General features: G+C 42.0%; 20 protein-coding genes. 2 read left to right on the top strand and 18 right to left on the bottom strand.

Annotated features, from left to right (window positions below):
- Nucleotides 1-146: 146 nt before the first annotated feature.
- The 13 genes from spoVE to NIE32_RS00615 all read right to left on the bottom strand — a co-directional run bounded on the left by spoVE (nt 147) and on the right by NIE32_RS00615 (nt 14,874).
- Nucleotides 147-1,244: a stage V sporulation protein E gene (gene spoVE / locus NIE32_RS00675; RefSeq protein WP_253051981.1), complete on the bottom strand. Its 1,098-nt coding sequence runs from the start codon at nt 1,242-1,244 to the stop codon at nt 147-149.
- 63 nt (nt 1,245-1,307) lie between these two features.
- Nucleotides 1,308-2,672, bottom strand: coding sequence for a UDP-N-acetylmuramoyl-L-alanine--D-glutamate ligase (gene murD, locus NIE32_RS00670; RefSeq protein ID WP_253051979.1), 1,365 nt, complete (start codon nt 2,670-2,672; stop codon nt 1,308-1,310).
- Nucleotides 2,669-3,646, bottom strand: a complete 978-nt coding sequence (gene mraY, locus NIE32_RS00665; protein ID WP_253051977.1) for a phospho-N-acetylmuramoyl-pentapeptide-transferase — start codon at nt 3,644-3,646, stop codon at nt 2,669-2,671. The genes murD and mraY overlap by 4 nt, the downstream gene beginning before the upstream one ends.
- Before the next feature lie 81 nt (nt 3,647-3,727).
- Nucleotides 3,728-5,101, bottom strand: a complete 1,374-nt coding sequence (locus NIE32_RS00660; RefSeq protein WP_253051975.1) for a UDP-N-acetylmuramoyl-tripeptide--D-alanyl-D-alanine ligase — start codon at nt 5,099-5,101, stop codon at nt 3,728-3,730.
- 40 nt (nt 5,102-5,141) lie between these two features.
- Nucleotides 5,142-6,611: a UDP-N-acetylmuramoyl-L-alanyl-D-glutamate--2,6-diaminopimelate ligase gene (locus NIE32_RS00655; RefSeq protein ID WP_253051973.1), complete on the bottom strand. Its 1,470-nt coding sequence runs from the start codon at nt 6,609-6,611 to the stop codon at nt 5,142-5,144.
- Nucleotides 6,612-6,868: 257 nt separating this feature from the next.
- Nucleotides 6,869-8,809, bottom strand: coding sequence for a stage V sporulation protein D (locus NIE32_RS00650; RefSeq protein WP_253051972.1), 1,941 nt, complete (start codon nt 8,807-8,809; stop codon nt 6,869-6,871).
- A 96-nt stretch (nt 8,810-8,905) separates the two neighbouring features.
- The gene (locus NIE32_RS00645) at nt 8,906-11,095 is read right to left on the bottom strand and encodes a penicillin-binding protein (RefSeq protein WP_253051970.1); all 2,190 of its coding nucleotides are present in this window, start codon (nt 11,093-11,095) and stop codon (nt 8,906-8,908) included.
- A 14-nt stretch (nt 11,096-11,109) separates the two neighbouring features.
- Nucleotides 11,110-11,466 carry a cell division protein FtsL gene (ftsL, locus tag NIE32_RS00640; protein WP_253051968.1) on the bottom strand — a complete coding sequence of 119 codons (357 nt, stop codon included), beginning with the start codon at nt 11,464-11,466 and terminating at the stop codon, nt 11,110-11,112.
- The gene (gene rsmH / locus NIE32_RS00635) at nt 11,463-12,419 is read right to left on the bottom strand and encodes a 16S rRNA (cytosine(1402)-N(4))-methyltransferase RsmH (protein WP_253052299.1); all 957 of its coding nucleotides are present in this window, start codon (nt 12,417-12,419) and stop codon (nt 11,463-11,465) included. Before rsmH ends, ftsL begins: the two co-directional genes overlap by 4 nt.
- Before the next feature lie 44 nt (nt 12,420-12,463).
- The gene (gene mraZ / locus NIE32_RS00630) at nt 12,464-12,895 is read right to left on the bottom strand and encodes a division/cell wall cluster transcriptional repressor MraZ (RefSeq protein ID WP_253051967.1); all 432 of its coding nucleotides are present in this window, start codon (nt 12,893-12,895) and stop codon (nt 12,464-12,466) included.
- A 343-nt stretch (nt 12,896-13,238) separates the two neighbouring features.
- The gene (locus tag NIE32_RS00625) at nt 13,239-13,799 is read right to left on the bottom strand and encodes a hypothetical protein (RefSeq protein WP_253051965.1); all 561 of its coding nucleotides are present in this window, start codon (nt 13,797-13,799) and stop codon (nt 13,239-13,241) included.
- A gap of 361 nt (nt 13,800-14,160) precedes the next feature.
- Nucleotides 14,161-14,334, bottom strand: coding sequence for a 50S ribosomal protein L32 (rpmF, locus tag NIE32_RS00620; protein WP_010026240.1), 174 nt, complete (start codon nt 14,332-14,334; stop codon nt 14,161-14,163).
- A gap of 24 nt (nt 14,335-14,358) precedes the next feature.
- A complete protein-coding gene (locus NIE32_RS00615) occupies nt 14,359-14,874 on the bottom strand; it encodes a YceD family protein (RefSeq protein ID WP_253051964.1) in 516 nt (171 codons plus the stop codon).
- Nucleotides 14,875-15,056: 182 nt separating this feature from the next.
- Here NIE32_RS00615 and NIE32_RS00610 point away from each other — a divergent pair, with 182 nt between their 5' ends.
- Complete coding sequence (locus tag NIE32_RS00610) at nt 15,057-16,310, top strand: nucleotidyltransferase (RefSeq protein ID WP_253051962.1); 1,254 nt, start codon at nt 15,057-15,059, stop codon at nt 16,308-16,310.
- Nucleotides 16,311-16,340: 30 nt separating this feature from the next.
- On the opposite strand, the gene NIE32_RS00605 is transcribed toward NIE32_RS00610, so the two are convergent.
- The gene (locus tag NIE32_RS00605) at nt 16,341-17,363 is read right to left on the bottom strand and encodes a SepM family pheromone-processing serine protease (RefSeq protein WP_253051961.1); all 1,023 of its coding nucleotides are present in this window, start codon (nt 17,361-17,363) and stop codon (nt 16,341-16,343) included.
- Between the two features lie 255 nt (nt 17,364-17,618).
- Here NIE32_RS00605 and ylbJ point away from each other — a divergent pair, with 255 nt between their 5' ends.
- Entirely contained in the window at nt 17,619-18,821 is a 1,203-nt protein-coding gene (gene ylbJ, locus NIE32_RS00600; protein WP_253051959.1) for a sporulation integral membrane protein YlbJ, read from the top strand.
- A gap of 7 nt (nt 18,822-18,828) precedes the next feature.
- On the opposite strand, the gene coaD is transcribed toward ylbJ, so the two are convergent.
- The 4 genes from coaD to NIE32_RS00580 form a co-directional block, all read right to left on the bottom strand.
- Nucleotides 18,829-19,314, bottom strand: a complete 486-nt coding sequence (gene coaD, locus NIE32_RS00595) for a pantetheine-phosphate adenylyltransferase (RefSeq protein ID WP_253051957.1) — start codon at nt 19,312-19,314, stop codon at nt 18,829-18,831.
- On the bottom strand, nt 19,304-19,912 hold the full coding sequence (rsmD, locus tag NIE32_RS00590; RefSeq protein WP_354326807.1) for a 16S rRNA (guanine(966)-N(2))-methyltransferase RsmD: 609 nt from the start codon (nt 19,910-19,912) through the stop codon (nt 19,304-19,306). The genes coaD and rsmD overlap by 11 nt, the downstream gene beginning before the upstream one ends.
- 391 nt (nt 19,913-20,303) lie before the next feature.
- Entirely contained in the window at nt 20,304-20,576 is a 273-nt protein-coding gene (locus tag NIE32_RS00585) for a YlbG family protein (RefSeq protein ID WP_253051953.1), read from the bottom strand.
- 67 nt (nt 20,577-20,643) lie between these two features.
- Nucleotides 20,644-21,087 carry a YlbF/YmcA family competence regulator gene (locus tag NIE32_RS00580; RefSeq protein WP_253051951.1) on the bottom strand — a complete coding sequence of 148 codons (444 nt, stop codon included), beginning with the start codon at nt 21,085-21,087 and terminating at the stop codon, nt 20,644-20,646.
- Between the last annotated feature and the right edge of the window lie 96 nt (nt 21,088-21,183).

Below are 21,183 nucleotides of genomic sequence, written 5' to 3'. Positions count from 1 at the left end.
ACGGATACCTGTACAAAAGCTCTTCAAAAGCCTTTCAAAAAGGGTTTCACTTCACCAATCTACTCTATTGTATTATTTTTCTAAAAAACAGCAAACCCTGTTTAACAAACAGGGTTTGCAAAAGAGACTAATTAAGCCTTTAACAATTAATGAACGGATTTGCTGACATTTAAGAGGATACCGATCGACACAAGCATTAAGGTCAAGGAAGATCCTCCATAGCTCAGAAATGGTAATGTGATACCAGTCACCGGGATTAAACCGGTCACAACAGCGATATTAATCATTATTTGAATGGCGATCATACCTGTGATCCCAACAGCAAGCAACGTACCGAAAAGATCGGGTGCTTTTATCGCGACTAATATGCCACGCCAGAGTAACAGGCAGAAAAGGATCAACACAAACGATGCACCAATGAATCCTAATTCTTCTGAAACAATTGAGAAAATAAAATCCGTTTGTGGTTCCGGAAGATATTGATATTTTTGTCTGCTCTGTCCTAAACCAAAACCGAGTAATCCGCCTGGTCCGATGGCAAGTAGAGATTGGATTATTTGAAATCCACTTCCTCTAGGATCCTGCCAAGGGTCAACAAAAGAAGTTAGACGCTTCAATCGATATGGCGCAGACAAAATTAATCCAACGACACCAATAACCCCAATAGATCCCATCACTGCAAAGTGCTTAATACGTGCGCCTGCGATAAAAATCATAATTACGCATGTCAGTACAAGCACCATCCCTGTTCCAAGATCCGGCTGAAGCATGATTAATCCAAAGGCAAGAAGAACAGGGAGAAACGATGGAATCAATCCTTTTCTAAATGAAGGCAACAGGGATTGATGTTCAGACAAATAACTTGCCAAAAAGAGTATAAGTGCCACCTTCATAAATTCGGAAGGCTGGATGGAAAAGGCACCGACTCCTAACCAGCTACTTGCACCGCCACGTGTTAAACCAACGCCAGGTATGAGCACGAGCACGAGCAACAGATAACACCCGACCAAAGCAATTTTCGCCCAAGCCTTCCAGAAATGATAATCAATACGCATCACTGCAAACATGAGACCAATACCTACAACTGCGAAGAGAAGTTGCCGCTTCAGAAAGTATAGGGAATCACCAAACCGATTGGCAGCTAAAACCGCACTCGCACTATATACCATCATGAGCCCGATTGAAAGTAATAGAAAAGTAACAACGAGCAAAAAAAGATCAGGTGAGCGACGATCCGTATACATAACCAACACTCCGTTCAGATTGAGACCTGTTTCGCCGGAGAATTGGTTTAGCCGGCCTGTCCCTTATCTAAACTTATTCACTTCTTCAATAAAAATGTCACCGCGTTGTTCAAAAGATTTATATTGATCCCAACTTGCACACGCCGGGGAAAGTAAAATTACATCCCCTGGTTTGGATAGAGCAAAGGCTTCTGGTACGGCCTCTTCCACATTCGCTACTTCTTTAATCACCGGAATAGCCGCTTTCTGACACGCATCCAACAATTTCTTTTGTGTTTGTCCAAAAAGAAGCACCGCTTTTATTGGAGCCTTTTTCAAATCCGGGATCAAAGCATCAAAGGTATTTCCACGGTCAAGTCCACCTGCGAGGAGAACAATCGATTTTCCTGGAAAAGCATGCAAAGCTTTTGAAGTGGCAATAATGTTCGTTGCTTTTGAATCGTTATACACCGTTCGCCCTTGAATGATATCCACATATTCTAGACGATGACGAACTCCTTTGAAGGAACGCAACACATCCGCAATGTACTTCGCTGGAACGCCGTACACCCCGGCAGCAGCCACGGCTGCTAATGCATTCATTAAATTATGTTCTCCGGGTAGACCCATTTCCTCACATTTCAGGATCGGTTCATCTCTGTAATAAATCGTCCCATCTGCGACATACGCTCCGTTCTCAACCCGGCCTTTCAATGAAAAAGGCACTTTTGTTGCATTCGATTGGTCCGCAATAAATCGAAGGACACGTTCACTGTCCGCATTAAATACAAGCGCATCTTCGGATGTCTGATTTTTTGTAATGCGTGCTTTGGCTGCTGCGTATTTTTCAACCGTGCCATGGTAGTCCAAATGATGGTCGAAAATATTCAAGACAACTGCTACATGCGGATGGAACTGTCTTGTACCTAGCAATTGGAAGCTCGATAGTTCTGCAACAATTACATTTTGATTTGTTGCTTTTTGAACTACAGATGTTAGTGCCGTACCAATGTTACCGGCAACAATTGGCTTGAAATTCGAGCCTTTCATCATTTCGCCAATTAACATTGTCGTTGTCGTTTTCCCATTAGAACCGGTTATACCGATAAATGGAGCTTCCGATAAACGACCGGCGATTTCAACTTCCGTAACAACCGGTACGCCAATTTCCTCAGCTTTAACAATGAGCGGATTTGTATACGGAATGCCTGGATTCTTGATCATTAACGCAACGCTTTGATCGATTAAGTCTAGTGGATGCCCACCGTCAACCACATGCACACCACTCGCTTTGAGATCCTTAGCATGTTCATTGGTACTTAAATCTCCACGGTCATTTACTGTTACGATTGCGCCCATACTCTGTAGTAGTTTTGCAGCAGCATAACCGCTCTTTCCCAATCCAAGTACAAGTACCTTCTTATTTTTATAATCATTAAGTAATTTCAACCTACGATCCCTACCTTTAGATATATTCCAAGAACAGCAAGAATCAGACCGACGATCCAGAATACAGTAACAACTTTCCACTCTGACCAGCCGGACAATTCAAAATGATGATGAATCGGACTCATTTTAAAGACGCGTCGACCTGTCGTCTTAAAAGAGATTACTTGGATAATCACGGATAGAGTTTCTAGTGCAAAGACACCGCCGATAATCGCAAGTAGGATCTCAGAATTTGTAAGAATCGCCATGCCTGCAAGACCGCCACCAATCGCCAGCGACCCAGTATCCCCCATAAATACTCGAGCAGGATGTGCATTAAAAATAAGAAAACCGAGTAACCCGCCAAGCATTACGGTCGCAAACACCGCAACGCCAAGATTCATAGAGACCCAAGCAATAACTGCATAAGCAGCAAATGCAATGGCCGCGAGTCCGGACAGCAGTCCATCCATCCCATCCGTAAGATTTGTGGCATTTGGAACGCCAATAAGAAGAAAAATAACAAACAACGGATAGAACCAATGCATGTTTACCATAAAATCCGTTCCGGGAAAAGAAAGATAGGTTGAATAATCATAGCGTGTCATGATGAATAAGAAAACAATTGAAATGATGAGCTGAGCCGCCATTTTTTGTTTCGAGGTCAAACCCATATTTCGTTTCATCGATATTTTGATGAAATCATCAAGTAAACCGATAAGTCCAAAGCCTAACGTGACAAAGAGAAGCATGTAGGTGTCCTGGGTGGTCATATGGTATTTCAACGCCATAACAAGAATACCGACAATTAGACCAAAGAGGAAAATGACGCCTCCCATTGTCGGAGTTCCCGCTTTTTTTTGATGACTTTTCGGACCTTCTTCCCGAATGTATTGTCCAAAGTGTAATCGACGCAAAAGTGGTATGAAAAAAGGTGCAACTACAAGTGTAACTAAAAAAGAAATGGCTAAACCAAATAATAATGTCAATGTCATAAATCCTTTCGCTCCTTTAATTGCGAGGCCAAAATAACTAATCTTAATGACTTTCCACGTACGGTATGACTTAATTTACGATTACTTTACAACAAATTTACTCGATAATTTTTCCAATTCAAGTAACCTTGATGCTTTGAACAACATTACCGTTTGATCATTAAGTAATGAAGCAAGGTAGGGCTCCGCTTCATTTTTTGTAGCGAATGAACGCACTTCTATTTTTTGATCGTCGCCTTTTTCTCGTATCCCATCAGCAATCCAAGCTCCTTTGCTGCCAATGGTGACGAGATGGGTAAGCGGTGCGTTCAGAACATCCGCTACACTTTTGTGCAAGTCTTCTTCGTTGCTTCCGAGTTCATACATGTCCCCAAGTACCGCAACACGTCTGTTAAATCCTGGTAAAGTCTTTAATGTTTCCAATGAAGCTTTCATGGATGTTGGACTGGCATTATAGCAATCATTGATTAATACGGATCCGTGAATCCCGCTAACCTTTTCAAAACGTAATTTGGTCAATTTCAATTGTTCCAAGCCTTCTCGAATTCTTTCCATATCCATGCCCAAGATTCGAGCGGCCGTTACACTAAGCACCGCGTTTTTCACATTATGCCTGCCGAGCACAGGAACGTGATAGTGTTCCTCTTGCTTATTTAATGAGAATTGGCTTCCTGATACGGACTCAACGACGTCAGTAATACGCCAATTGTTCTGATTACCAAAACCACAGCGCACAATCTGAAAAGCGTATGTTTGAATATTTGAAAGAAGCGGTTCATCGCCATCTAAAATCAATGTTCCTCTTTTCTTCAGTCCATTGACAATTTCGAGTTTCGCTTTTGCAATTCCTTCTCGACTGCCCAGATACTCAATATGAGATTCACCAATATTCGTGATTATTGCAATATCCGGTTTAACCATTTGACTAAGAGAAGTCAGTTCACCGAAATGATTCATTCCCATTTCCACAACAAGCACTTCAGTGTCCTGTGGCATAGACAGTACCGTAATTGGAACACCAAGATGATTGTTGTAGTTTCCTTGAGTCTTATACGTTTTGAATGATTGATGAAGAATGCCGTATAACATATCTTTCGTTGTTGTTTTTCCATTTGATCCAGTTACAGCGATAATTTTAGGACAAATTTGATTCAGATAACTTTTTGCCATGCTTTGCAGAGCAGAGAGCGAGTCTCGCACAAAAAATAATGGAAAATCTTCTGGGAGATCCTCCGGAACGGGTTCTCTCTCCATCCAGATTGCCGCAACGGCGCCGTGCTCAATTGCTTGATTCAAGAATTGGTGCCCATTAAAATGATCACCAACTAGAGGTACAAAAAGACCTTTCTCTACGGGCTTGCGACTGTCCGTCATAATGTTCAGCCGGTTGATGTGTGCAGAATTGCCGATCATTTGAATAGCCTGGCCTCTGACTATATCTACTCCGATACTCATTTATTGTTCTCCCTCAATTGGTACAGCGAAAGCTGTCCGTTTATTTGTTTATTCGCGCGACAATCGCTGTACGTGCCTCTTCACGGTCATCAAAGTGATGCTTCGTCGAACCGATAATCTGATAATCTTCATGTCCCTTACCGGCAATCAGCACGATATCGCCACGCTCAGCGTGTTCCATTGCATAACGGATCGCTTCACGGCGGTCTGTAATTTTCACATAAGAGCGTCCTGTTACTCCGGCTTCCATTTCCGCGAGAATTTCTTCAGGGTCCTCCGTACGTGGATTATCAGAAGTCAAAATTGCCAAATCACTCTCATCAACCGCTATCTTGGCCATAATCGGTCGCTTTCCTCGTTCACGATCGCCACCGCATCCGACAAGAGCAATAATGCGTTTCTTTGCAAATTCCTTTATCGTGCTCAATGCATTCTCCAGGCTGTCCGGAGTGTGCGAATAGTCAACGATTACCGTAAAATCTTGACCGGCCACGACGGGTTCAAAACGTCCCGCAACACCATTGATTTGTTCAACCGTGTGAATCATATCTTCTACTTTGATTCCGCTAAGTGAACATGCAGCCAATGCTGCCAATACATTGTAGACACTGAATTTACCGATTAATTTCATAGCGACCGGGTAGCTTTTGCCTTTGATTTCCAAACGGAATGTTGTTCCTGTTGGTGTAATTTTAATCGCTGTCGCACGATAATCTGCGAGGGAATTAATTCCATAAGTGATCACATGTGCCGCAGTCATATGTTTATATACCTCAGATGCGGGATCATCATTATTCAAAACTGCCGCTTTAATTTGCCCGCTCCTATAACTATTTCCAAGCTGCGAAAAAAGAAGGCTTTTCGCATACATATAGTCTTTCATCGTTCCATGTAAGTCAAGATGATCTTCTGTCAAATTGGTAAAAATACCGACATTAATATCACAGCCATGAACCCTTCCGTCATACAGTGCATTCGATGAAGTTTCCATGACCACAGAAGTTGCACCTTGTGCTTTCATCTCAGCCAAATTTTTATGGATGAGATGCACTTCAGGGGTTGTATTTTGTACGGGAATCCGTTCATCTTTATAACGCATACCCATAGTTCCGATTAATCCGGTATTAATGCCTGCGGCTTCCTGAATCGATTGTACGAGATAAGTGATGGTTGTTTTTCCGTTTGTACCGGTCACGCCTATCAAATGAAGCGCCTGGCTCGGATGACCGTAAAAGTGATCGGAGATCATCGCCAATGCGCGATGCGTATCACCAACATAGATGACAGGAATCGACACATCAACTTTATCCTGTGCGACTAAAGCAGCTGCACCACAAGCCTCCGCTTGAGCAGCAAAGCGATGACCGTCCACATGATGCCCTTTAATACAGAAAAACAAAGATCCCGGCTTTACCTTCCGCGAATCAATAATAATTTCGCTGATATCCGGATTTCCCTCTCCTACTTGTTGAAAATCAACGAGAGCCTCTAGGCAATCCGCAAGTTTCATTTCTTGACACGTCCTTCATCTTCGTAATAGTGAACCCCATGCATCGCCAATGATCATCGCAAGTTATCTATTTAATCGTCAAATAAATAATCTACGTACATTTTGCTCATTAGGTGACGCAGAGTTGACATTCTTGAACACAAGAGCAAAGAAAAAAGATACCAGATGGGAAAATACATCTGGAAAATTTTCTAATTCTTTATGTATACCCAGGGGTCTACTTAGAGACACCTGACCCCTTGCGTCCATTGCTTATTTTAATCGTCTGCTTTCTTTTTGTCACCTAAGTATATCATTATTGTTGAACCTTGTTTGACCTTAATTCCCGGCTTTGGCGATTGCATCGTTACAATATCCCCTTTACCTTCAGACTTGAGTTTTAGGTCAAAGAGCGCATTTCTCAAATCATTCTTATCCATGCCTCTTAAATCCGGTATCTTTATCAATGGTTGATCAGGCCAACGGAGCTCTTTTTCCAATCCGCCGGTTTGTTTTTTAATCCCCATCGCACTAAGACTATCCCCAATAATCCGTCCGGCGATCGGAGCGGATACGGTACCACCGAATTGTAAAACACCTTTTGGATTATCAACTGCAACGTAGACAACAATTTTCGGATTGTTTGCGGGAGCAAAACCCATAAACGATACAATATAATTATTGCTCATGTATCGACCCGTTTTGGGATCTACCTTTTGAGCCGTTCCAGTCTTGCCTCCGATCCTATACCCTTGTACATAGGCATTTCGACCGGTTCCTTGTGCAACCACACTTTCAAGCGCACTTCGGACCTCTTTTGAAGTTTGTTCCGATATGACGCGTCTCTTCATGACCGGCTCAACACGATTTATCGTCTTTCCAGTATCTGTATCGATCCAAGCTTTTGCTAATTGAGGCTGGTAGAGATAGCCCCCATTAACTGCTGCTGAAACAGCTGCAATCTGTTGAATTGGGGTAACTGAAACGCCTTGCCCGAACGCAGTTGTTGCAGCTTCAAGCGGACCAATCTTATCTGCGTTAAAAAGGATGCCCTTAGCCTCTCCTTGAAGATCAATTCCGGTCTTCTCGCCAAATCCAAATTTATGAATGTAAGAAAAAAGTTTATCTTTTCCTACCCTTTCACCAAGCGCGACAAAACCGGGATTACATGAATTCTGAACCACTTGAAGAAATGTTTCCTCCCCATGTCCTCCTCTTTTCCAGCAATGTAAATTCGCTCCGGATACTTCAACAGATCCTGAATCAAAGAAGTGATCCTTATTTAAGTTCACAGCCTTTTCCTGAAGTGCCGCTGCTAAGGTGATAACCTTAAATGTTGAACCCGGCTCATAAGTTTTCCAAATCGGCAGATTATGATTATAGACATCTGGAGATACTTTTTTATAGTTTTCGGGATTAAAGTCCGGTTTCGAGGACATCCCTAGTATTGCCCCTGTATTGGGATCCATAGCAATCGCCATTGCGCTGTCCGGATGATACTGAGCAACCGTATTATTCAACTCACGTTCGATAATCGATTGAACGCGCGAGTCAATGGTAAGTTGTAGACTAGAACCACTAGTCGGAGGGATATACTGATCTTTTAGGCTTGACATTCGATTGCCATGAACATCAGAGAAAAAGGCGACATGACCATTCTTACCTTTTAGCCCATCATTATAATAGGATTCCAAACCGGTGAGTCCCTGATTGTCAATTCCAGCAAAACCTAAAACATGTGCTAAGTAGTTTCCTTTAGGGTAATCACGTTTGAAGTCTTCTGCAACAAAGACACCCGGTAGACCAAGTGCTTTAACTTGAGAGGCTTTTTCATTCGAAATTTTTCTACCCTCAGGTGTAATACGAACGATTGATTCACTCTTTGTTACTTTTTCATAAGCTCTTTTTGGACTCATATTGAGCACCGATGCGAGTTTCTCCGCTGTTTCTTTTTTATCTTTTACCTGCCGAGGAACAACTAGAATTGAAGGACTGCTCACATTTGTGGCAAGAATCTTCCCACGGCTATCCAGGATTTTTCCACGTTCGGCCTCATAAGGTATTCTACGGCTCCACAAATCAAGTGCGATCTTGGTTAATTGATTATTCTCAAAGAGTTGCACATAAGCGAGTCTAACGATAAAGACTGCGAAAACAAATAATCCTACAGATAAGAAGAACAGCAGCCGCCTCTTTACCGTAACTTTTGATACACGCACAATAAGCCCCCTCTCATCTTTCCTTGTCCTACCCATATGAACAGTCAAGGAAAAATAGAACGAGCTCTCGTGTAGTTCTCAATTAAGAATTGTACATTATGGATTACTTGGTTGTTTTACAACGGATGATCCATCTGTACTAGAATTAGTCTTCTCAGATTGCAATTGAACAGTGAGCACACTCCCCGATTTAATCGGGGTTCCGCGCGCTGGTTTTTGGGTAACGACAAATCCGTCTCCCTTAGTCACTAACTTCAAATCTTCCATATCTGCCAGTTTCATGAGATCTGCAAGAGACCATCCTGTAAGGTCGGGTATTTTTTTTGTCCCATCCCCGGATAAGATAACTTTACTACCCGAATACAAAATTTCCCCTGGATAAGGCATCTGTTTTCTGATCGTTCCCGAACCAAGAGTAATTGGAACAACACCTTGACTTGTTAGGGTCTGTGCCGCCTCCGCCATATCATCGCCAATATATGAGTTAAATTTGATAGATGGGAGCTGTTTCTTCTCGCCAGATTCACTCGTTTTCTTATCGACTTGCAAATATTGCAAGGCACTCGTCATGACAGGGCGAACAATATCAACAACAGGTTCAGATCCTAGATCAGTAGGTTTCAAGTGCGGCTGTTTGACGGCAACATAAACAATTAGTTTCGGATCCTTCTCAGGTGCCATCCCGAGAAATGAGTACACATAATTGTTCTTTCCGAGCAGATATTGACCGTTCTGAGAGATTTGAGCTGTACCTGTTTTGCCGATTACATCATAACCCGGCAGGTCATAGTCAAGACCCGTTGCACCTGCTCCGTTAACTACGTTTTTATTCGTTACGACTTTGCGCATAAGTGCTCGTGTCTGTTCTGCTGCAGCTGCAGAAACCGGATGACCCGCGACTTTGGGATGGTGTTGCATAATAATCTTTTTTGTTTCAGGGTTAATGATTTTATCGACGACATAGGGCTGCATCATTTTGCCGTTATTTCCTATGGCTGTCGCTGCTTGGACAATCTGTATCGCTGTAAACGCTGAACCCTGTCCAAATGAAGCTTCAAGTTTATCAAGTTTCCATTGCCAGTTCACAAGACTTGAACGTTCCCCAGGAAGGTCTATCCCTGTCTTCTGCATAAAACCGAATTTCCGGTAATAATCGTATAATTTATTTACCCCTAAATATTTGTCTGTTAGAACAGACATACCAACATTTGACGAAAGTTCAAAGCCTTGATTGAAACTAATTGTCCCCCAACCTTGACGGTTCCAATCATGAATCGTTCCCCCGGCCGTTTTGTACTCACCGGAGGCATAGGTGTTGGATCCCTTATAAACGCCTGCATCCATTGCTGAGGCAACTGTAAAAGTCTTCATTACGGAACCCGGTTCGTATGGTTCAGATATTGCGGCATTACTAAAGTTCTTAATATCGCGTTTATTGGGGTTAAAACCGGGTAACGTTGACATCGCAAGAATTTTACCCGTCTTTGGGTCTGCTGCGATCCCGATCATACTCTCCGGTTTATATTCATTATCTACTCTTGTCATCGCTTGTTCCAGTACCGTCTGGATGCGCGAATTCAGTGTCAAATAGACGTCTTTTCCAGGTGACGATTTTTTTATCTTCTCTCGTTCATCAGGAATAGGCACCCCAGACAGGCTACGGTAATAGCGGATCGAACCATCTTTCTCCGTAAGATAATTATCCAAAGATTGTTCAATACCAAAAACACCTTTTTGCTGATTATTCACCGGATTTATTTGAGTAAACCCTAAGGTATACGCAGCACTTGATTGATCTGGGTAATAACGTTTCGATTCGGTCAAATAGCCAATACCAGGCAATTTTAGACGATCAATTTCTTTTTTCTTGGCGGAGCTTAACATTTTGCCTTTGGTGCCAAATTCGACCTGATAGGCTTTTCGATTGAGAATCGATAAAACATCCGATACCTTCATCCCAAGAATCGGTGCCAATTCTTCAGCCGTTTTTTGCTTATCTTTCACATAGTTGTCGCTGCTCTTATTTAGAATTGCATACAGTGTGTATGCGGGAACATCTTCTGCAAGGATTCGCCCATTATCCGAGTATATGGTGCCCCGTTTCTCGTCAACGATTTTATATTGAGACCATTGGCTTTTTCCAATACGTATTAAATGATGTCCGTCAATTTCTTTACCCTGCGCAATATAGACGAAACGTCCGATAATGACAAAAAAAGCCAGCATAAAAATACCGCCGACTAGACCTGCCCAAAAACTTATTAATCTTCTTTTTCTTTGAAACATGGGGGAAAACCACCTTAAGGAAGTACCTTGATATTTTCAATATCCAGCTTCAGACCAAGTTCTTTCTCTGCAAATTGAACAATCCGTTCAGGAGAGCTTAGGCTGTCAGAATCAGCTTTTAATTGTTGCGTTATCTTCGATTGATCTTCAATCTTAGATTGCAGAGAAGCAATCTCTTGTGAAGCCATGTATAGTCTTGCTTGATTGGCAACGATACAAAAGGATAGAATAAATAAGACCGTAGCTGCCATTGCCCATAAACTTTTTTCACCTTTTGTAATGCGCCGGGTGATGACAATCTGTTCTTCCTGGCGTCTTGGTTCTACATACTCCTGTCTTTGCACCTTGATTGCTTGCTGACTCTGATTCACTGCTCCTCATCCTCCTTAATTTCCCTTACTTTCTCAGCAATTCTAAGTTTGGCCGATCGAGAACGGTTATTTGTCGCCAATTCTTCCGTTGACGGAACAATTGGTTTACGACTGATTTTTTTCAATACCGGTTGGTATGCTTCAGGAATAACCGGAAGGCCCGGTGGTAATTCAGGTGGCTCACTATATTTTTTAAAAAATTGTTTGCATAACTTGTCTTCAAGGGATTGAAATGTGATGACGGCAACGCGTCCACCAATAGTCAGCATTCGGAGTGATTGACTGAGCGCTTCATCGAAACTTCCCAGTTCGTCATTAACGGCAATACGCAATGCTTGAAAAACACGTTTTGCAGGATGTCCACCTGTTCTACGCGCAGGTGCTGGTATTGCGTCTTTTATTAGTTCTGAAAGTTCCTCGGTCGTCTCGATCATGTGATCTTCTCGAAGCAATTCAATTTTTCTTGCGATTGCTTTTGAGAACTTTTCCTCACCATACATGAAAAATATACGTGCGAGACGTTCAAAGGGCCACTGATTGACGATGGTAGCTGCTGTCAATTCTTGACGGCGATCCATACGCATATCAAGCGGGCCGTTATGCTGATAACTGAATCCTCGATCCGCGTGATCAAATTGTGGTGATGACACGCCAAGGTCGAAGAGAATACCGTCAACCTTATTCACGCCCCGTGTATGGAGTTCATGTTCCAAATGACGAAAATTTGACTTGATAAAGGTTATCTTGTCAGAGAAGTGATGTAAACGATGTGATGCAGCCTCAAGTGCTTCATCATCTTGATCGAAAGCATACAAATGTCCATGATTAAGTTGTTCAGCAATCCGTTCACTATGCCCGCCGCCACCAAGTGTACAGTCTACATAGATTCCGTCAGGGTTAAGATTAAGTCCCATAATTGCTTCATTCTTCAATACTGTAATATGCTCAAACATCATACCGACTCCCGTCTCGAAGAACGATTTGCATCATCCGTTAATTAGAGGTCAAGATCAAGCAAGCTCTCCGAGATGTCATTAAATGATTCTTCAGATTGTGCAAAATATTGACTCCAGGCCTCTTGATCCCATATTTCGAGGCGTGTGGAAACTCCGATAACCACACAATCTTTCAGCAGTTTCGCATACTCACGAAGGCCATTACTAATCGACACACGTCCTTGCTTGTCCAACACACATTCACTGGCTCCAGAGAAGAAGAAACGAGTAAAAGCACGTGCGTCCTTTTTGGTAAAAGGAAGTGACTTAAGCTTTTCTTCTATTCTGTGCCATTCATCCATTGGATAAACAAAAAGGCATTGATCAAGACCACGGGTAACCACAAAGCTGTCACCGAGTTCGTCGCGAAACTTCGATGGAATGATGAGACGGCCCTTTGTGTCTATGCTGTGATTAAATTCGCCCATAAACATAAAGGTCGCCTCCTCTTTTGTTTTACTTTACCACAATCCCCCACTTTCCACCACTTTATTTTTAAGATTCGTCCAAACGTATGAACAATCCTTCAAAATCCAAAAAAGATATAGGCCATAGTGATTATTTTATCTATAATTCCCAGTTAAACTTGTCTTTTGATTTTTACCCACACGTGCGTTACGTGGTCGATCCACAATTCACATCGCTCAAATAGCGCACCTCGTTAGCCGCTTCAGCAAGAATCTCCCATCATCTGCTCCAATTAAAAGAATAAAAAAAAGATCACCAATGTGATTCTAGCCATAAAAAAAAGTGCCCGCTCGGACACGTCTATCATCTTTACACATGAGGAATGTCTTTTCGTGCTTGGTCAACCACTTTAAGTACTTCTAAAAGAGACTCATAGTTGCTTTTAATTCCTATATATTCATTCTGCAATTTTTGATAAGCTTCATCCAAAAGCTTTTTCTCACTTTGTAAGCTTTTAACTTGTTCATCCGCTTGCTTCGTTCCGGAAGAAGCCGTCTCTTGCTTTAACCGATTTAAAAAAAGGATCATCTGATCAATCATAGATTCAGAAATGACCGGTTGAGCCTCGGAATTGGAAGTATAAAGTTTGGGGCTAAGTAATAATTTAGGTTCGTCTAGCGTAATTCCCTTCTTTTTCCCCATCTTATTTTCTTTACGGATTGCCTTAGCTTCCATAAGCTCATTCTCAAACATTTTTCGCACTGCTGAATTCCATCGAAACCCACATGCCGCCGGAGTTCGAGACAATAGACCACCTGCCTCTGTAAACCCAGCAAGTTGAGTACTTCCCCTGCGGATATGGCGAAGTATTGTATCTGCAAGAGTTAAGTCTTCCGCTTTCGTCCATGCATCTTGTCTTTTTGATGGCATTCTCTTCCCTCTTTTCTCTCAAATTTAATTTTGAACATTGCTCTTGTTTTATACCTTATGCTGCTAATAGGATCGGTAGAAGAGAATGTGCTTATTTCTTTGCCCAAAAAAGAGGGAAGAAAACCAGGCAAAAATCGCCTGGTCCTTACTTTGCATTGATTATGCTTCGATTGCTCGCTTGCTGCAGGCGATCCGTATGCCTTCTTGGTAACCCCAATCTGCGGGAACTCACCTGGCCTGCTCTAAACAGTAACGTTCCGAAGGCGCCTCGCCTTTTCGCTACATCTTTACGCAAAAAGTTTTATACTTCCATAGCTAAAAAAAGAGAAGCCATTACGGCTTCTCAAAAACATTCGTTAAATTATTTTTCAACAACTTCTTCACCTTTGTATGAGCCACATGATGGGCACACCCGGTGAGCTAATTTATATTCTCCACAGTTATCACATTTAACCATGCCTGGAACGGCCAGCTTAAAGTGTGTACGGCGTTTGTTTTTGCGAGTAGTTGATGTTCTTCTTTTTGGTACTGCCACGTTTGACACCTCCTCGGACAATCATTAATTGTCAAAAAACTTCTTCAGTTTTTCTAACCTTGGATCAATCTGCTGCTTCGACGTTTCCTCATTAACAAGCGTCCAGCCCTTCCCAGATAGATCAGACTGAGCGCGAGCTTTTTCACTGACAACACGCATTGGTTTCTCAACCAATATAGCTTCAACGAGATAAGGGATCAGATCGATTTGCTCACCTTCAACAGGATGAACGAATTCTCCCTCTGTCTCGTCTTCAGTTCCCGCCGACAGCAAAAATGTCTCTGCGGTATTGATCTGAAAGGGATAATCGACATCTTCCAAAGTTACAGCACAAGGTAAAATCAACTGACCTTGTAACTGTAAATGAAAAGTTAGCGACCGTTTTGAAAATTCTACGACACCCTTAACGTCAACAGGTGTTATGCTTCGTATTTCAGGATCCGCTCGAAACAATTCCAGAGGTAATACAACTTCTTTGTGAAAACTCAGACCTTCATTCCTGAATTGCATCAATTCAGGAATAGACCATGCTAAAGACATACTGAACCACCTCTAGACAACAAATGTTATTATAAGCCTCGTCAATCGGAATGTCAATCCGAGACGTTGCTTCTCTTTAAAGATTATCACAGCTGCTTAACCATTGGCAATTTCTCTTTTTAAGGGAGACTATGATAAAATGGTTGCATTCATGATCTTGGTTTCAAAAGGATGATTATTTAATGATTATTGCCGGAATTATTGCGGAATATAACCCTTTTCATAATGGACATTTATATCAACTAAACCGGCTTCGCGAAACACTTCATCCAGATCTCGTTGTTGTTGTGATGAGTGGTGATTTTCTTCAACGTGGGGAACCCGCACTCGTCTCTAAGTGGACGCGAACGAAAATGGCCCTACAATCAGGGATCGATCTGATTGTCGAACTCCCATTTGTCTATGCCGTTGGCAAGGCAGATACCTTCGCACGCGGAGCCGTTGCACTGCTTGATCAGCTCGGAGTCACACATCTTTTTTTCAGCAGTGAATGTGGCCAGATCGAACCTTTCCAGAATACGCTGTCACTCATCCAAGGGCACCAAGACATCTATTCAATGCAATTAGCCCATGCCATGAGTCAAGGATTGAGTTATCCAAATGCGCACGCAGCTGCCTATCGCTTCATCGCGAAAAATGATCCGAGGGAATTGGTGGATCTCGCACAACCAAATAATAGTCTTGGGTTTCACTACTTAAAAGCGATTGAGCAGCGAAACAGTGCCATGATTCCTCTGACGATGAAACGGTACGAGACTGAGCATAACGATCGAACATTTGAAAAAGATGCTTCCGTTGCGAGTGCATCAAGTATACGTCGTCACTTATTGGAAGGTGCTGCACTGCAGGCCATCAAAAATAAAATTCCACACGCTACATGTACTGCCCTTAAAAATGCCCAAGAAACATATGGCTATGCAAGTTGGGAACGTTTCTTCCCATTCTTAAAATACAAGCTTCTCTCAATGAATACAGACCGTCTCTCAGAGATTTATGAAATCGAAGAAGGAATTGAATTCCGTCTGCTCGCTTGTATCCGCTCAGCACACTCCTTCCATGATTTTATTACTTCGGTAAAGACGAAGCGTTACACTTGGGCACGTCTCCAAAGACTTGCCGTCCATATTCTGACCGATACGTTAAAGTCCGAAGCGAAACCGTTAGCACTGAATCAGGAACCGGATTCTATTCGATTACTCGGGATGAACCGAGATGGACAGGCATACTTAGCATTAATTCGAAAAAAAATGGAAATTCCAATCCTATCAAAAATAAGAAATCATCGTTCTAAAATGCTTGAACAAGATATAAAAGCTGCTCAAATCTATGACTATTTAGTTGCTCTGGGACATACTTCTCACCCCTTTACCGAAACGGGGCATCCACCCGTGCGCTATGATGCGCATCAAAAAAGCTTTCTTGGCGATTCAGATTGACTCGTCAAGAAAGCTTTTTTCCGTACGAAATTACTCACGCATTAAATAATTTACAGCGTCACTAAATCGTTTAACCGGAACAATTTTCATTTTCGTACCTATTTCGTTCGCTGTTTTTTTCGCTAACTGATATTCATGATCTGCATATGGAGCGAAAAAAATATCTGCCCCAGACTTACTTGCCCCGACAACTTTATCAGAGATTCCACCAATGGGCCCGACATCCCCATTCAATTCAATGGTTCCTGTTCCAGCTATATCTCTGCCCTTTGAAAGATTCTCTTTTGTTAGTTGGTCATAAATATCGAGCGTCATCATTAGTCCTGCTGATGGACCACCTATATTATGAATCGTAAATTTTACTGATGGCTTAACCTCAGCTTTTACATGATTATCTTGATAAATGCCAATACCCCTGCTCCTACCTGAGCCTGCATAAGCTTTCGGAAAAGGTGCCACCTTTACAGTAACTGTCTTTACCTGATTCTTTCGAACGATGGTCAGAGGAAAGGTATCCCCAACGTTTTTCTTTTTTATTAAACGATCCATATCTGTTGTTGTTGCGATTCGATGATTGTCCATACCAATCACTAAATCACCGACTTTTAGAGCATGCGCATTCGGCATTGACTTCATCAACCCGATAATCAACACGCCTTTTTCAAGTAACTTTGGCTTCTTTCCGGCTGCTTGATAAGCAACATACGCGGCTGTTTGCTGAGCGCTGTTCATATAATTTTCTTGTCGGAGATTATAATCCTGCTCATCCTCATTCGGCATTTTCACTTGATTTTCTTTAACAAGTGTCGTGTACTTGTCCCCATCAAACTTTGCCCACAGATATTGATAGATGTTTGCCTGACCGAGATATATGTAAACTAATCGATATGCGCCATCAATCGGATAGGCATTCTTTACTTTTATCATTCCATGCATGGATTCTGCCTTGCCCGGACGCTGAACAAAATACGGTGTTTGGTAAAAGTTTAAAGCAATGAGCACAATTCCGAGAATAATCAGTACCCACTGAATGATTTTTTTTCGTTTTTGCAAAACCTTACGCCCCTTTGCGCTCATTACTTATAACTATGTCATCTGATGTAATTTCATTATAAAGGAATTAATCTAGGGATGAAAAAAATGTTCAAACCTTTGATATAGACGGAATATATGCTTTTTGTTTTCATAACCATCAATGGGTGACCCAATTTTTTACATGGTAGATGGTCTAACTTATGATTCCATTCCGTATATTGAATGAAGTGGACAGGTCTTTTGATTTGACCGAAAATGCAGGTGAACCTATTTATGAATCGCTCAAAAAGTTTCACTTATCTGTTAGCCGCCGGTTCAGTGACTACAGCATTCCTGATGATTCGTTATCCGGATGTTGCCATTCACGGTTCGGTTCAAGGCTTGACCATTTGGTGGGATAAGGTTTTCCCAGCCTTATTTCCATTTTTTGTGTTGGCTGAACTGATGATCGCTTTTGGCGTTGTCAGTTTTGCAGGTGTCCTTATGGAACCGATCATGCGACCAATCTTTCGACTCCCCGGAATTGGAGGATTCGTTTTTATGATGGGATTAGTCTCAGGTTTTCCTGCCGGTGCGAGAATCACCGCACAGCTCTACAAGGAGAATAGGCTCAGTAAATCTGAAGCGGAGCGACTTGCCAGTTTTACTAACTTTAGCAACCCGCTTTTTCTTTTTAGTGTAACCGCCGTTTCGTTTTTTCATCAAGCATCTCTAGGTATTGTGTTCGCACTCGCACACTACATCGGAAACATCGGTGTTGGACTTATGATGCGATTTAACGGACCGAAAATTACTTTTGAGAAAAAAGGTTCACGCCGACACCTAATATCGGGTGCTTTGATGAGTATGCATCAGGAGCGCATCGCCCATGACCAGCCATTCGGAAAAAAATTAGGTGATGCTGTGATCGCTTCAGTGAACACACTACTCGCCATTGGAGGCTTTATCGCATTATTTTCGATGCTCTACCAACTCCTGCTCCAAATTGGCATAATCAACCTATTAAATCACCTATTTAGCTCCTTTTTAAAGCTATGCGGATTTTCAGCATCACTAGGACCTGCTGCCATTCCCGGACTCTTTGAATTAACGATCGGTGATCACGCAGTTGCCGAAACTTCGGCACCACTCATTGAGCGGGTCGTGCTTGTCAGCGGACTCCTTGGTTTTTGTGGCTTTTCTATTCAAGCTCAAGCAATGAGCATCCTTTCACAAGCAGGATTAAGTCCCAAGCTTTTCTTTGTCGGCCGTTTTTTTCAAATGATTTTCTCGTCGATAGCCGCTTATTTTCTTTTTCATCTTTTCAAGATTGAATCAGGACTAACATCAATTTCAACTTTTGCAGCCGGGCCTGCTCTTGAACATTTTTCCCAGCAGACGTTGACGTACGGTCCATGGATAACCTTCACATCACTAATCATATTCATCCTTCTTATGTTAAGAAGAATCCGAAAGGTGAATAAATTGATGAAGTAATCCAGCCTTATTTAAACTTTTGATTAAGAGCTTTCTCAACCGGTTCAGGTACTAATTCATGAACCGAACCGCCATACATGGCTGCCTCTTTCACCATACTTGAACTAAGGAATGAATAATGATTACTCGTCATCATAAAACAGGTTTCGATTTCAGGATTCAAGTGCTTATTAATTGCTGAGATCTGTAATTCATACTCAAAATCAGAGATCGCCCTCAATCCTCTAAGCACAATATTCGCTTTCTTCTTTTGGACATAGTCAACAAGTAATCCATCAAACGAGTCAACAGTGACAGACTCTAAGTGGGCCGTTGCTTGCCTCAAAAAATCAACACGTTCTTCCACGCTAAAGAGCGGATCTTTTCGGGAATTATTTAGCACTGCGATAATAATATGATCAAAAACGGAGAGCCCTCGTTGCAGAATATCCAAATGGCCAAACGTAACCGGATCAAAGCTTCCCGGGTAAACAGCGATACGATTACTCAACATGCTCACTTCCTTGATCAGGATGAAAGTTATAGATTGAAACAGCTGTTTGTCCTTGATAGGTCCGGTATTTCACCCGAACAAGCCGGTCATCAATGACGTCGGGCAGAGGGACTGTTTCCTCGTGTTCAACTACTACAGTTGCATCCTGTGCCAGCATATTTTTCATAATTAAAGTGTCAAGATCCTGACGCAGATGTTGCTTCGCGTAAGGTGGGTCAAGAAAAACAAGATCAAAAGACCTTTGATCATTCGATAACTTCTCGAGTGCTCGACTGGAGTCCATTTGTAAAACTGTCGAACGTGCTTCATAACCGCAGAGTTTCAAATTTTCGTGAATGACTTGACATGCACCGCCTGCCCGGTCTACAAAAACCGTATGATGAACACCTCGGCTAAGTGCTTCGATACCTAGTCCTCCACTTCCTCCATAAAGATCCAAGGCCATTCCAGCTTCAAAGAAAGGACCAATCATATTAAAAATTGTTTCTTTAACTTTATCTGTGGTTGGTCTGGTCATTCTCCCGCTAACGGCCTTTAATTTCCGACCTTTGTTTTCTCCGGAGATTACCCTCACGATGTTTCCTCCTACATGAACTATCCTTCACTATAATCTTCATAGGTTTCCCTATTTTTTTATACTTCTGGTCAATCTGAAATAGGCACCTAATTCTTAATCAAAGATTATGATGAACACATAGCTTTTAATGTATAGATTTCCATAAACTTGTAAATAATAATCTTTGGCAACATCCTTCGCGATGTTGGCCCAACCGCGGATGCTTACGTTTCCCCATAAGTATCCGCCGGTTTCTCCTCTCCCATTGTCTTGCATCTGTGATGTGATGCGTAAAGACAGCCCGCAGTTTGACTGCGGGTTTTTTTTATATGAAAATATTTTGTCACTACTTAAGTGCTTGTCCAAAATGAGCAATAAAAAGTTTGAATTTGGAGATAAAGATGTAATATATTACCTGTCTGCCACTTTTGGCTTAATTATAGATTTCATCTTTAATTTCGAATTTCGATTTTCCCTTTTCATAAACCGTCGGAATTTCTTGTAGATGTGACGGATCAACTTGCTTTACAAATTTCAGCTTTGCGAGCTGATTCAGTGTTTCTTCAGTTTGATCATGATCGCAATAAAGTAACGCATATTTCATCCGTTTCGATACATAATGCACATATCCATAACGTCTGAGGACACGTAAATACTTCGTATTATACAACCAGACGACTAATCCATCTCTTTGTTGTATATCCACCGGCAGACCACCCCTTATATCTGTAAAAGCCATTCTATCTCTTTGTGACGCATAATAACCGGCTTCATTATTTTGTGTGGCAACCGCATTTTCCTCCGGAACCACATCCTGTACCACAGGAGCGATCGTAGAATGGGTCACCGGTTGGTACTTTTATCGACTCGGATACTGAGTGTGCAAGCACCATACTCAACTCACCAAGTAAATCACTCAGTCTCTTTTCACTTTTTTTGTAATCAGCAATTAATGGGTAAGTATCCAGTTCGCGTTTGCTCTCCATCATTTCCTTGATGACTGGTTTATAATCAGGATGATACCTTCCAAAGCGTTGCACTTCATCATACTTTTCTCTAACTTTAAGAAAAATTCCCACTAAGCGCTGGGCCTCTTTATCTTGTTCAAACCTTTGTTTGCTAAGCATGTATTCGGCATAGATCTCAGACTGAATCACCATTGAAGCGAGTTCATCTGCCTCATCCAATAATGAGGCATTCTCAAGTGTTGCAATCATTTGGCCACCTCCAGTTCTATTAAAATATACAACAAATGATCGAAAAGTGCCATGATTCTTGTTTCTCAGTATGTGTCAAGCTTTTCTTGGAATGAG

The organism is Sporolactobacillus kofuensis, from assembly GCF_024125425.1.
Classification (GTDB): Bacteria; Bacillota; Bacilli; order Bacillales; family Sporolactobacillaceae; genus Sporolactobacillus; species Sporolactobacillus kofuensis.
This window is presented reverse-complemented; position numbering and strand designations above follow the sequence as displayed.